The sequence below is a fragment of the Catenovulum adriaticum genome (assembly GCF_026725475.1).
GTDB classification, from domain to species: domain Bacteria; phylum Pseudomonadota; class Gammaproteobacteria; order Enterobacterales; family Alteromonadaceae; genus Catenovulum; species Catenovulum adriaticum.
Genome location: NZ_CP109965.1, coordinates 247,937 through 260,698, shown reverse-complemented (window position 1 = coordinate 260,698; position 12,762 = coordinate 247,937). Strand labels below are relative to the sequence as shown.

The 12,762-nt window shown below is 38.0% G+C and carries 13 protein-coding genes; 8 read left to right on the top strand and 5 right to left on the bottom strand.

The genetic code is table 11. From position 1 onward, the window contains the following. Nucleotides 1-61 precede the first annotated feature (61 nt). Together OLW01_RS01150 and OLW01_RS01145 are read left to right on the top strand one after the other, a co-directional pair. Nucleotides 62-541 (top strand): hypothetical protein, encoded by a 480-nt coding sequence (locus tag OLW01_RS01150; protein ID WP_268074806.1) that lies wholly within the window; start codon nucleotides 62-64, stop codon nucleotides 539-541. Nucleotides 542-641: 100 nt separating this feature from the next. Continuing rightward, the gene (locus tag OLW01_RS01145; RefSeq protein WP_268074805.1) at nucleotides 642-875 is read left to right on the top strand and encodes a hypothetical protein; all 234 of its coding nucleotides are present in this window, start codon (nucleotides 642-644) and stop codon (nucleotides 873-875) included. Nucleotides 876-902: 27 nt separating this feature from the next. Here OLW01_RS01145 and OLW01_RS01140 read toward each other — a convergent pair whose 3' ends face one another. Both OLW01_RS01140 and typA read right to left on the bottom strand, forming a co-directional pair. Continuing rightward, the gene (locus OLW01_RS01140) at nucleotides 903-1,172 is read right to left on the bottom strand and encodes a hypothetical protein (RefSeq protein WP_268074804.1); all 270 of its coding nucleotides are present in this window, start codon (nucleotides 1,170-1,172) and stop codon (nucleotides 903-905) included. Between the two features lie 276 nt (nucleotides 1,173-1,448). Further along, nucleotides 1,449-3,266 (bottom strand): translational GTPase TypA, encoded by a 1,818-nt coding sequence (gene typA, locus OLW01_RS01135; RefSeq protein WP_268074803.1) that lies wholly within the window; start codon nucleotides 3,264-3,266, stop codon nucleotides 1,449-1,451. 446 nt (nucleotides 3,267-3,712) lie between these two features. Here typA and glnA point away from each other — a divergent pair, with 446 nt between their 5' ends. The 5 genes from glnA (at nucleotide 3,713) to OLW01_RS01110 (ending at nucleotide 9,742) form a co-directional block, all read left to right on the top strand. After that, nucleotides 3,713-5,119 carry a glutamate--ammonia ligase gene (gene glnA, locus OLW01_RS01130; protein ID WP_268074802.1) on the top strand — a complete coding sequence of 469 codons (1,407 nt, stop codon included), beginning with the start codon at nucleotides 3,713-3,715 and terminating at the stop codon, nucleotides 5,117-5,119. A gap of 159 nt (nucleotides 5,120-5,278) precedes the next feature. Beyond that, entirely contained in the window at nucleotides 5,279-5,815 is a 537-nt protein-coding gene (locus OLW01_RS01125; protein WP_487307247.1) for a DUF4124 domain-containing protein, read from the top strand. Between the two features lie 270 nt (nucleotides 5,816-6,085). Then, entirely contained in the window at nucleotides 6,086-7,159 is a 1,074-nt protein-coding gene (glnL, locus tag OLW01_RS01120; RefSeq protein WP_268074800.1) for a nitrogen regulation protein NR(II), read from the top strand. A gap of 5 nt (nucleotides 7,160-7,164) precedes the next feature. Next, on the top strand, nucleotides 7,165-8,583 hold the full coding sequence (gene glnG, locus OLW01_RS01115; protein WP_268074799.1) for a nitrogen regulation protein NR(I): 1,419 nt from the start codon (nucleotides 7,165-7,167) through the stop codon (nucleotides 8,581-8,583). A 145-nt stretch (nucleotides 8,584-8,728) separates the two neighbouring features. Beyond that, the gene (locus OLW01_RS01110; RefSeq protein WP_268074798.1) at nucleotides 8,729-9,742 is read left to right on the top strand and encodes an alpha/beta fold hydrolase; all 1,014 of its coding nucleotides are present in this window, start codon (nucleotides 8,729-8,731) and stop codon (nucleotides 9,740-9,742) included. 48 nt (nucleotides 9,743-9,790) lie between these two features. Here the strand turns inward: OLW01_RS01110 and OLW01_RS01105 are convergent, their stop codons facing one another. From OLW01_RS01105 to cyaY, 3 genes are all read right to left on the bottom strand, one after another. Beyond that, on the bottom strand, nucleotides 9,791-11,260 hold the full coding sequence (locus OLW01_RS01105; RefSeq protein WP_268074797.1) for a sensor domain-containing diguanylate cyclase: 1,470 nt from the start codon (nucleotides 11,258-11,260) through the stop codon (nucleotides 9,791-9,793). Between the two features lie 275 nt (nucleotides 11,261-11,535). Next, on the bottom strand, nucleotides 11,536-12,210 hold the full coding sequence (locus tag OLW01_RS01100) for an alpha/beta hydrolase (protein WP_268074796.1): 675 nt from the start codon (nucleotides 12,208-12,210) through the stop codon (nucleotides 11,536-11,538). Nucleotides 12,211-12,228: 18 nt separating this feature from the next. Next, nucleotides 12,229-12,549, bottom strand: coding sequence for an iron donor protein CyaY (gene cyaY / locus OLW01_RS01095; protein WP_268076124.1), 321 nt, complete (start codon nucleotides 12,547-12,549; stop codon nucleotides 12,229-12,231). Nucleotides 12,550-12,627: 78 nt separating this feature from the next. On the opposite strand from cyaY, the gene lptM reads away from it, so the two are divergent. Then, entirely contained in the window at nucleotides 12,628-12,759 is a 132-nt protein-coding gene (gene lptM, locus OLW01_RS18460; RefSeq protein WP_428980169.1) for an LPS translocon maturation chaperone LptM, read from the top strand. Nucleotides 12,760-12,762 lie beyond the last annotated feature (3 nt).

Genomic DNA, 12,762 nt, shown 5'->3' with positions numbered 1-12,762 from the left:
TTTTTATGATATTTTTTAACCTCTTATTATCTTAAATTGTAAAATTAAAGTGAGGCTTACTGTGTTGTTTTCAGCCATTATTGGCATGTTAACGGTAATTGTATTTTATCTGTTTTACCGTGCAGAAGTGCTAAAACGAGAGCTTAAAGTATCGAAAGCTCGCTTAAATAACATGCACAGCTCAACTAAACATCAAAATGATATTTTATTGCAGCTGGCCCAAAATCAAGCAGATTTACTGCAAACTAAGCTTAACCAAAATAAATCATTTGCCACTGATGATTCTGCCGACACTATTCAATTAGCTGAAGCCATTCTTTCTCAGTATTGCAATATTATTGCGGATGTCGCTTTAAAAAATGAATCTGTGAGCAAATCCGTTGCCCGCTATTTAGATCGTAGCTCTGACTTTTCAGCACAAGATTTGAAACAAGTGATTATGAAACAAAGCAATGAAGTAAAACAATCATGGCATAAAAACAATTTAAGTGGGTTTATTCGATTTTGTGAGTTGCTAATAGAGCCACCTAAACCTGCTTAAGTGCTTTATAAACATAAGCAATTTTAAATTAAACCTCTATACTTAACAGATATCGCATTTATATTTTGTCGGGTAAAACTGCATCGGAGTGTGCTAAAAAATGGGAGTATCTGAGCTCGATTTATTGCTTTATGTAATTGGGATTTGTGTATTTTTAATGCCTATCGCTTTAGTTTCAAGCGACAAAAGAGTCAGCGGGCAAGAGAAAAATGCATGGTTGCTGGCAACTGTATTATTATCTTGGCTGGGTTGGCTGGTATTTGTTTCAACAGTGAAACCACAAAAAATTAAAACAGAAACAAAAATCGTCAAACTTAGAAAGAAAAAACGCTAAGAAGGAAGTCCTTTTTAGCGCTTAAGTTTAACCTGCTTTTTTATCTTGCGATCCTAAGACCGGCTGATTTCTTAAAACAATATTTGGATGGGCATCGAGCTCTCCATCTTCCGTGATTGCAGCTAAGTTATTATCTTCTCTAATTAAAACTGCCAACTTTCCTTTATCCGTATTGCGAATAAAAGCAAGCTGATAGCCAAATTGAAATAACGAATTAGCAGAAAACTTTTGCGCTAAACTCAATAAATCCCACCATTGATTTGGCGAAAGATCTAAACTGCGTTTATACCCTGCCATACAATGTACTCCTTAAAATTTTATTGAAACTAACACCTTGCTTATATTTGATAGTGAAGCACAACATAAACAGAGCGCTTTAATATCATTGCATGAAAATACAAAAAATCAAATTAAAAATATCAATTTGATAACACTGAATCGTGTTGGTTTGTAAAAACTAGCAACAATTACAATCCTGGATCTGATAAACGCACAGAACCCAAAATATTCATTTATCCAATAAAAAAGCACCTAAAATAGGTGCTTTTTTAGCAGAACAATTTGTTAAATAACTTATTTGGTTCTTGAAGCTCGTTTTCTTTCGTTCTCTGTTAAGAACTTCTTACGAATACGAATACTTTTTGGTGTAACTTCAACTAGCTCATCATCATCAATAAACTCTAAAGCTTGCTCTAGTGTATAAATGATTGGTGGCGTTAAGGTTTGAGCTTCGTCAGTACCTGCTGCACGGATATTATTTAACTGCTTACCTTTTAATGGGTTAACGGTTAAATCGTTATCTCGGCTATGAATACCAATTACCATACCTTCATAAACTTCAATACCGTGACCAATAAATAAACGCCCACGCTCTTGTAAAGTAAAGAGTGCATTAGTTAAAGATTTACCCTGACCGTTAGAAATTAACACACCGTTTTTGCGCTGACCTATAGTGCCACCTTTGTACTCACCGTAGTGATCAAATGAGTGGTACATTAAACCAGAACCTGAAGTCATAGTCATAAATTCAGTTTGGAAACCAATTAAACCACGGCTTGGAACCGTAAAGTCAATACGAACTCGGCCTTTACCATCTGGAACCATATCAGTCATTTCAGCTTTACGCATACCTAAAGCTTCCATCACTGAACCCTGATGAATTTCTTCAATATCAACTGTCATAGTTTCAATTGGTTCGATCAAGTTACCATTGTCATCTTCTTTAATGATAACTTCTGGACGAGATACGGCTAATTCAAAACCTTCACGACGCATGTTTTCAATTAATACGCCTAAATGTAGTTCACCACGACCTGATACTCTAAATTTATCTGGATCATCAGTTTCTTCTACGCGTAATGCAACGTTATGAACTAATTCATTTTGTAAACGCTCTAAGATTTGGCGTGAAGTGACAAATTTACCTTCTTTACCACAGAACGGAGAGTTATTTACTTGGAATGTCATGGTAACTGTTGGTTCATCAACCGTTAATGGTGGCAAAGCTTCAACATTGTTTTGATCACATAAAGTATCTGATATTTTTAACTCACCAGCACCCGTAACAGCAATAATATCGCCTGCGCTAGCTTCATCACGTTCGTATCTGTCAAGACCTAAATAACCTAATACTTGACCTACTTTTGCGTTTCTCGTTTTACCATCAGCACCAACAACCGTTACGGCCTGATTTACTTTAACTGAACCACGTTTCACTCGACCAATACCAATAACCCCAACATAGTTAGAATAATCTAACTGTGAGATTTGCATTTGGAAGTCACCTTGCGGATCAGCTGCTGGCGGCGCAACTTTATCTAAAATAGTTTCGAACAATGGCGTCATATCAGTGCCAATTTCGTCTTCTTCAATTGATGCCCAACCATTAATAGCTGATGCATAAACAACTGAAAAATCTAATTGCTCATCTGTAGCACCTAAATTATCGAACAAATCAAATACTTGATCCATTACCCAATCAGGACGTGCTGCAGGTTTATCAATTTTATTAATAACAACAATTGGCTTTAAACCATGCGCGAAAGCTTTTTGAGTTACAAAACGCGTTTGCGGCATTGGGCCTTCTTGAGCATCAACTAATAAAAGTACGCTGTCAGCCATTGACAATACGCGCTCTACTTCACCACCAAAATCGGCGTGTCCAGGGGTATCTAGAATGTTGATGCGGTAATCTTTGTAGTTAATTGCCGTGTTTTTAGCAAGGATGGTTATTCCGCGCTCTTTTTCTAAATCATTTGAGTCCATCACACGCTCGTCGTTATCACCACGAGAATCTAACGTACCCGATTGCTCTAACAATTTATCAACTAGGGTTGTTTTACCGTGGTCAACGTGGGCGATGATCGCAATATTTCTTAATTTATCTAACACAGGCTTTTTCCGATTCAATAATAATTCAGTAGCACCAATGCAATGTATCAGTCTACTTAACTGGTAAGTTAAAATAACCCTGAATTTTTAAACATTGATGAATTTGCGCGCATTGTACACAGTCCTGTGCTTTTATAGTAGCAATTATGATAAAAACTTAAGCAATTAAAGAATAATTGTGTTTGGCTCTTGCTCTTATGAGTACGAATACGGTATTTTAAACAAGTTATTTTTGGTGAACTCGCGCGCTAACATTGAGTGCAAGCCGCACCATAACAATGCACAAATGCACCATAATAATGCAACATTTAAAGATTTTGCCAAGTTAATGTGATAAAAAGCCTGCCAAATGCACCATTTACGCGTTGGCACATTAGTTGCTTAAGTGTTGGCAAGGCGTCGTTTATGATGTGCGCTATTTAAATTATAATTTTCGGAGAAATGCAATGTCTGCAGAAATTCTAGATATGTTGAAAGATGGCGAGATTAAATTCGTCGACTTACGATTCACAGATACTATAGGTAAAGAACAACACGTTTCTATTCCTGCTCACCAAGTGAATGCTGATTTTTTCACAGAAGGTAAAATGTTTGATGGCTCTTCAATCTCTGGTTGGAAAGGTATTAACGAATCAGACATGATTTTAATGCCTGACCCTTCAACCGCTGTTTTAGACCCGTTCTCAGAAGAAGCGACTTTAAATGTTCGTTGTGACATTATTGAGCCAAGCACAATGCAAGGTTATGACCGTGACCCACGTTCAACTGCAAAACGTGCAATGGAATTCTTAAAATCAACAGGTATCGGTGACGATGCATACTTTGGTCCTGAGCCAGAGTTTTTCTTGTTTGATGATGTAAAATACAAGCAATCTATGGGTAGCGGTTTCTACAGCGTAGATTCAGAAGAAGCATCTTGGAACTCAGATAAAGATTACGAAGGCGGCAATACTGGCCATCGTCCAGGTGTTAAAGGCGGTTACTTCCCAGTTCCTCCTGTCGATTCAGCAAACGACATTCGTGCGGCTATGTGTTTAATCCTTGAAGAAATGGGTCAAACCGTTGAAGCGCATCACCACGAAGTAGCAACTGCTGGTCAGAACGAAATCGCAACTCAATTCAACTCTATGGTTGAAAAAGCAGATGAAGTTCAAGTTAAAAAATATGTCATTCATAATGTTGCACACGCATATGGTAAAACAGCAACCTTTATGCCTAAGCCTCTTTTAGGTGATAATGGTTCAGGTATGCATGTACATATGTCTATCGCGAAAGGCAAAACAAACGTTTTTGCTGGTGATAAATATGCTGGCCTTTCTCAAGAAGCTTTATGGTACATTGGTGGTATCATTAAACATGCTAAAGCAATCAATGCTTTTACTAACGCTTCAACTAACTCATACAAGCGTTTAGTACCACATTACGAAGCGCCAATTATGTTAGCTTACTCAGCACGTAACCGTTCAGCTTCAATCCGTATTCCATACGTAACAAGCGATCGTGCACGTCGTATCGAAGCACGCTTCCCTGATCCAACGCAAAACCCTTATTTAGGTTTCACTGCGATGTTAATGGCTGGTCTTGACGGTATCATCAACAAGATCGATCCAGGCGCACCTATGGATAAAGATTTATATAATTTACCAGCAGAAGAAGAAGCTGAGATTCCAAAAGTTGCTCGTTCATTAGAAGAAGCATTAGCATGTTTAGATGCTGACCGTGAATTCTTAAAAGCGGGTGGCGTAATGAGCGATGATATGATCGACGCTTATATTGCTCTTAAAACTGAAGAAGCACAGCAAGTTAGTGTTGCGCCACATCCAGTTGAGTTCCAATTATACTACAGCTGTTAATTGAGCAATTTATTTAGCTTTTAAGTTAAATGACACTTAATTAAAAATAAATATTAAAAAGTCCGCTTAGGCGGACTTTTTTTATGGCAGATTTTGGCAACAGCGAGTACAGTTAATAAAATAAAAATTAAATACATAGGCCGCACTTCTCATTACAGTATGTTTATATTTAAAGGATTAATTAAACCACTAACACTCGTAAGCATAATATTTTTTTCCAATATATTATGTTATGCCGCAGATATTTACATGTACCGTAATAGTGAGGGCACTTTAGTATTTTCAGATAAGCCTCACCCTGAAGCCACCATAATTTCAGTTAAAAGCAAAGTAGAGTCAATTCCGGCAAGCCAGCCCAATAAAACAATAAAATCATCACCGGCCAAGAAAAATATGAGCTATCAACTTAATATTTTACAGCCCAAATCTCAGGCCACTATTCGCAGCAATCCAGGTCAACTTACGGTTAGTCTTAATGTGAGTCCTAATCGCCCTAACTCAGCCCAACTAAAGTTGTGGCTAGATGGCGCTGTTGTTAAAACCCTCCCTTATCGCGCAATAACAACCCTTGAAAATGTATACCGAGGTGAGCACCAATTAAAAGTTGAGTTAATTGACTCAAACGGCAAGCTTATTGCATCTTCACAGACAGTTACTTTTTATATGCACCAAGCTTCAATTGTAAACACTAAATAAGCTTAGCTCGGTTTAGTAAATTGGTTTCAAACGGTCTTTTTTTGGCGACTATCAGGTTAAATTCACTTGCTGTAGGCGAACTATTAACTCGTGAAGGTATTGTACCGCGGAAAAAAATCTTATTAGAAACCGCACCGGAAGATAAATCTTTTTAATTCAATGGGTTATGATTTTTTATCTAGAGTTAGGATTAAATAACACTTTTGAGCTTGAATAATGCAGGCATCTTGCTGCATTATTGTGAAATGCACAAATCTGGTGCACTACTCTATGAGCAATGAGGCCATCGTGTTTAGTGAATATATCGTTAATAATATAAGCAGTTGCATTTTAATTGCAGATGCCGAACTACAAATTGTCTATGCAAATCCTGCTGCCGAAGACTTTTTCAAATTAAGTGAGCGACGCTTACAAGAACTTAACTTTACTCAGTTGTTTCGTTACAGTTCTTACGATCTTGAACGAGTGCAACAAGCGATTCCTACGCTACATGGTTTCACTGAAACCGAAGTGTCGTTAGTCACCATGGACGAGCACCATACCATGGCTGAAATGGTGTTTACGCCCATGCAAACTGATAATGGCGCTCGGTTATTAATTGAAATCCACACGATAGATCAAATTAAGAAAGTCAGTCAGGAAAGCTTTGTTCAATCACAAATGTTGGCATCGCGCGATTTAATTAGGGGGCTAGCCCACGAAATTAAAAATCCGTTAGGCGGTATTAGAGGCGCAGCCCAATTATTAGATAAAATGCTTGATGATCAAGGCTTAAAAGAATGTACTCAAGTTATTATTAACCAGTCTGACCGACTTAGAAATTTAGTTGACCGCCTATTAGGTCCTAATAAGTTACCACAACGAAATGTTGGTAATATTCATAAAATTTTAGAACAAATTAGACGTTTGATTGAGCTTGAAGATGGCAGCAAACCCATTGAGTTTGTCCGCGATTATGATCCTAGCATTCCTGATTTTAATATGGATGAAGAACAAGTTTATCAGGCATTATTAAATGTTGTTCGCAACGCTTTTCAGGCGTTGCAAGTACAAGATAACGGAAAAATTATTTTCCAAACTCGAATCGCAAACCAAGAAACCATCCATGGTCAAAGGCATAAATTAACCGCTATTATAAAAATTATTGATAATGGACCGGGCATACCTGAAAACATCAGAGATACGTTATTTTATCCTATGATCACCACTAAATCTGATGGCACTGGACTTGGTTTGTCTATTTCACAAACCCTAATTAACCAACATAGAGGAAGAATACATTGTGAGAGCTGGCCAGGACGGACCGAGTTCACTGTATATCTTCCCATTGATTTAAGGAATTGATTTGTATGAGCGCAACTAAAGTCTGGATTGTAGATGACGACAGTTCAATTCGATGGGTCATCGAAAAAGCTCTCGATGCAGCTGGTATTAGTAATACTTGCTTTGAATCACCATTGGAGTTACTGCAAGCATTAAATACCCAAAGCCCAGATGTGATTATTTCTGACATTAGAATGCCTGAAATGGACGGGATGGAGCTACTAACTCAAGTTAATCAGCAAGATCCCGATATTCCCGTTATCATAATGACGGCTCATTCAGACTTAGATTCTGCAGTGAATGCTTACCAAAGTGGTGCTTTTGAATATTTACCTAAACCTTTTGATATTGATGATGCAGTAAGCTTAACCCAACGCGCATTAACTCATGTAATTGAGAACAGTAAAAAGAAACGTGCTCGTCCTGAAATTGAGCCTATCTCAACTGACATTATTGGCGAAGCACCATCAATGCAGGAAGTTTTTCGTGCTATTGGTCGTTTATCGCGTTCAAGTATTAGTGTATTAATTAATGGCGAATCAGGTACGGGTAAAGAGTTGGTTGCCAGAGCGCTCCATAAACATAGCCCTCGCCGTGATAATACGTTTATTGCACTTAATATGGCTGCGATTCCAAATGATTTAATAGAATCAGAATTATTCGGCCATGAAAAAGGCGCATTTACTGGCGCCAATGCCATTAGAGAAGGACGGTTTGAGCAAGCTAATGGCGGTACTTTATTTTTAGATGAAATTGGCGACATGCCATTGCAAGTACAAACGCGTTTATTACGCGTATTAGCCGACGGACAATTTTACCGTGTAGGCGGCCGACAACCTCAAAGTGCCGACGTGCGTATTATTGCTGCAACGCACCAAAATTTAGAGAAACTAGTTGCCGATGGTAAATTTCGTGAAGATTTATTCCACCGGTTAAATGTCATTCGTGTACACCTTCCACCGCTAAAAGAACGCCAGCAAGATATTCCAAAATTAGCGTCTCAATTTTTAAATCGAGCTGCCAAGGAAATGAAAGTAGAAGAAAAACGACTTTCAAAAGAAGCTTCTGATTATTTAAGTAAGTTGTCGTGGCCGGGTAATGTTCGCCAGTTAGAAAATACCTGTCGTTGGTTAACCGTAATGGCAAGTGGACAAGAAGTATTAATTTCTGACTTGCCCCCTGAGTTATTAGCTGATCAACCTCATAAAATGACTGCCTCAAGTAGCGCGGTTGAAGGCGATTGGCAATCTTTATTAACTTGCTGGGTTGATGAGCAATTAGCCAGTGGCAGAGATAATATTTTAGACGATGCAATGGCGACTTTTGAGGCCATTATGCTCAAGCGAGCCTTACATCATACACTTGGCCATAAGCAAGAAGCAGCCAAACGTTTAGGTTGGGGTAGAAATACCATTACCCGAAAAATGAAAGAGTTAAATATTTAAACTCGACTGAGTTATAACTCAAAATAAGTGTTAGCTAAAAATATGAACCTTTATTTTAACGGTTTTTGAGGCGCCAAAACTATGTTTTGGCGCTCGTTTCCGCTAATCTATACAGCATACTATTTATTTCCTGCAAGCTGTTTTCATGACAACACATAATGCGCTGGTTGATAGAGATTCCAATTGGGATACTTTTTACGAGCAATATCTACAGCCCTTTTGGCAACAATATGCGCAAAATCTGCAATACCAAACTCCTGATGGCTTAACACTTTATTATGCGTTAATTGAGCATCCTCAACCTTCAGATTTAGTTATTTTACTACCCGGTCGAGTTGAAACTTATTTAAAGTATCAAGAGGTTATTTATGATTTATACCAAGCCGGATTTAGCGTATTAACCTTAGATCATCGTGGCCAAGGCATGTCATCCCGTATGCTTAGCGATCCTGAAAAAGGCTACGTCAATAATTTTAATGATTATGCGCACGATCTACAGGCGGTTATTGAGCACAGCAAAGTCGCCAATAAATATAAAAAGGTACATTGTTTAGCTCATTCAATGGGGGCTGCTATTGCTCTGGCGTGGATTAATCAATATACCGAAAATAGCAACTTTGCGAATGCAAATATTCCACAGTTAAGTTCAATCGTTTTATCGGCACCTATGCTAGGCATTAATGCGGGCCCGCTCAACCAAACCGCGGCATTATGGGTTGCTAAAATAAGCCAAAAATTAAGCCAAATAATTTGCAAAGAGCCGCCTTTTTTTATTGGGCAGCATGGTTATTTTAAACAAAAATTTGAACACAATGTACTTTGTTCTAGTCCGGCTAGATTTAAGTTTGCGCATACGTTGCAGGCACAACATAAATTGGGTGGTGTCACCACCAAGTGGCTAGAACAAGCATTGGTTATAATTAATCAAGCAAAACGCATCGCGCCCAAAATAAAATGCAAGCTACTGCTACTACAAGCGCAAAACGAGCTAGTGGTTAGTAAAAAGTCACAAGATTTATGGATTAAATCTGCGCTAGATTCAGGCGTAAATTGCAAAAAAAGCCAAATTACGTTGGCTAAACATGAGATATTAATGGAAACAGATGCAATTCGTACACCTGTCATGCGTGAAATAATAGCCTTTATGCAAAGCCAATAAACTCTATTATGGCATTTATTTTAAGCTAAAAGCTTAATGCATAGATAATTAACAAACCTCAACCACTGTATTTCGGCCATTAGCTTTGGCTTGATACAAAGCTTTATCCATGTCTGAAATCCATTTTTCTTGGCAGCTTGGATGCTCATCAATATTAAATTCGGCCACGCCAAAACTGGCGGTTAATTTAATTTCTTGGCTAAACTCAAAGCCTTGAATCATCTTTCGTGTTTGCTCGGCAATATCAACTGCCGCGGCTATCTGACATTCAGGTAGTAAAATTAAGAACTCTTCCCCACCCCAACGACACAACATGTCAGACTCGCGTAATTGCTGCCTTAATATGCCAACCAACTGCTTAATGACCTCATCACCGACTACATGACCATACTTATCATTTATCGCTTTAAAGTAATCAATGTCTAATAAAATACCACTAAAAGGTTTATTTTTACGTTCTGCTAACCGTAAATGTTGCTCAAATAAAATATCAAAACTATGTCGGTTGAAAGCACCTGAAAGACGATCTGTTGTTGCCATGTATTCAAGTCGTCGCTGATAAGCAGCTAATGTATAGTAGCTAGCAACTAACACTATAATACTAATAACAATACTGACCACTACATTAATCATTAAAGAGTTAAACAGCTTTTTGGTTTGTGCGTCATCGGTTTGTTCAATCACGACATACCAGTTAAATTCAGGAATAAACCGTGTATTAACATATACCGTATGAGAGCCCGATTGATATTGAAACGATGCGGCTGTGGTAGTGGTATCTTTATCTAACACATTTTTAAATTCAGGCTGCTGCAGCGTTTTAGCGTTAGCTGAAAACTGACTGCCACGCAAAGTCAGCTCCCCATTTTTATCTATAAAGTAGACGACTCTATTAAATTTTCTTTGATAATTTTCAATTAATTGCTGAACTTTATCTAAAGCTAACCCCACCCCAGTGGCGCCGATAAACTGATGGTTATAATCAAACACCTTATAATTAACAAAAACCGATAATCGTTCAGGGTTAGCAGTATCGTGATCGATGTTAATTTCGTATTCAGTCGGCATTTTTTTAACGCGAAAATACCACTCGTTGATAACAGGGCCCGGTTGGATCGTCTGTATGACACCATTTGGATGATAATATTGGCGGGTTTCATCTAAAACAAAAAAAGCAGTGACTGTTTTATATTTCTTTTGTATTTCAGATAAATAACGGATAAGAGGCTGGGGTTCTTTCCCGCCTGAAATTGCCCAGTCGCGTACAAATGTATCTTGTGCCATTAACGAGGCAATAAATACAGGGCTCATTAAGTCGCGTTGAATTTCAGAATAGATATTATCACTGGTCAGTGGTAAGGCTGACTGGGTAATTTGCTTAGAAACAGCTTGGTGAGCAACAAAATAGCTAATCAGACTCGTACTGATAAACCCTAGCAAGGTTAACAAGGTTATTGCAATAACAAACCGCATTTTTTGGTTTTTACAAAGCACTTGTACCATTTTGCTCTGTTTCATAAATGTATCTCTACTTTGAAGACAAAAGATCAACAGAATCTAACAATACACTATTGAGATTCTTGTTATTTATCAAACAAAGTAAGGATAAAAACACCTATAAACCACTATTTATATCAAGCAGTTTCATAACGCAGGTTATTCAAAAATGACGGTATATCATCCTTGTTTGTTTGCATAGCCGCTAACATTATCACCCTGAAAGTGCGTAACAATGTTAGCAAGTAGCCTTGCAAATCAAACTACCGCAAGGCTGAAGTTTTATACGTACAATATTAATCAGCTAATATTTTTGTTAGCCAAGCCGAAATGTCAGCGACTTGCTCTGTGCATACATTATGCTGCATTGGGTAATCTTGCCAACGTAAATCAAAGCCAGCTTGCTTAACCGCTTGTGCCGAAGCTTTGCCTAATTGGCAAGGCACAACTTCATCTTGAGTACCATGCATGGCTAAAATTGGCGTTTTTTTAGCGGCTTCGCTTAATTCTGTAGGCAGTTTATCTGTCATCGCTAGATAGCCAGACAAAGCTAAAATACCAGCTGCGGGTTGAGTTTGGCGACAACCTAAATGATAAGCCATGACCGCACCTTGTGAAAAACCAGCGATCACTAATTTATCTGCGCTTAGCTGATTTGCATCGAGTTCATAATCAATTAATTGTTGCAATGCTTGTGCTGATTCTCGCACACCAGCTTCATCTGCTCTTTGATTAAAATCAAAAGAATTGATGTCATACCAAGCCCGCATTGGCATATTGTTATTGATAGTAATAGGTTTTACTGGCGCGTGTGGAAATACAAATCGGATGCCTAATTCATCTGCCAGCCTAAGTTCAGGCACTAAAGGCGCAAAACCATGCCCTGAATCACCTAGGCCATGCATCCAAACAACAAGGGCTTTAACTTTACCTTTTGGGTTCACGTCAATGTGAGGAATTAAATCAGCCATTGGTTCTCCAATTTTTTATTATTTAAATTTTACGTCTGAACCGGCTTGCTTGCTAACAGCTTCGTTCATAAAGTGCCAGAATTCATCTCCGAATCTTTCATCAATCCAAACGCCATCTTGGTAGTTAAAATGATAACCATTAAATTTGGTTGCAACCCATAATTGTAATAAAGGCTCTTGCTTATTAATAATGATTTTACTGCGGTCAGCAAATTCGATGTCTAGCTTGCCGCCCATGTTTTCGTAGTCTATGTCAAGTTGCTCTTCAATTTCCTCTAATTTTTGTTCAATTTCGAGTAAAATGTCGTCAACAAGTTGGTGATATTCAGTTTCTGTTATTTGGCTCATGAGTTTCGCTTGATTTTCCTATGATGAATGCGATTATAGTGCGCATTATTAAACAATATAAGTAGTGTTATGAGAATTCGTTTAGTTTGTTTTATGTTACTGACCATTTTTGGCTTAAATGCATGTGGTCAGAAAGGGCCATTATATTTGCCTGAAAAACCACAAACAAGCCCTGAACAATTATCTGATAACAATAAGTAAGCG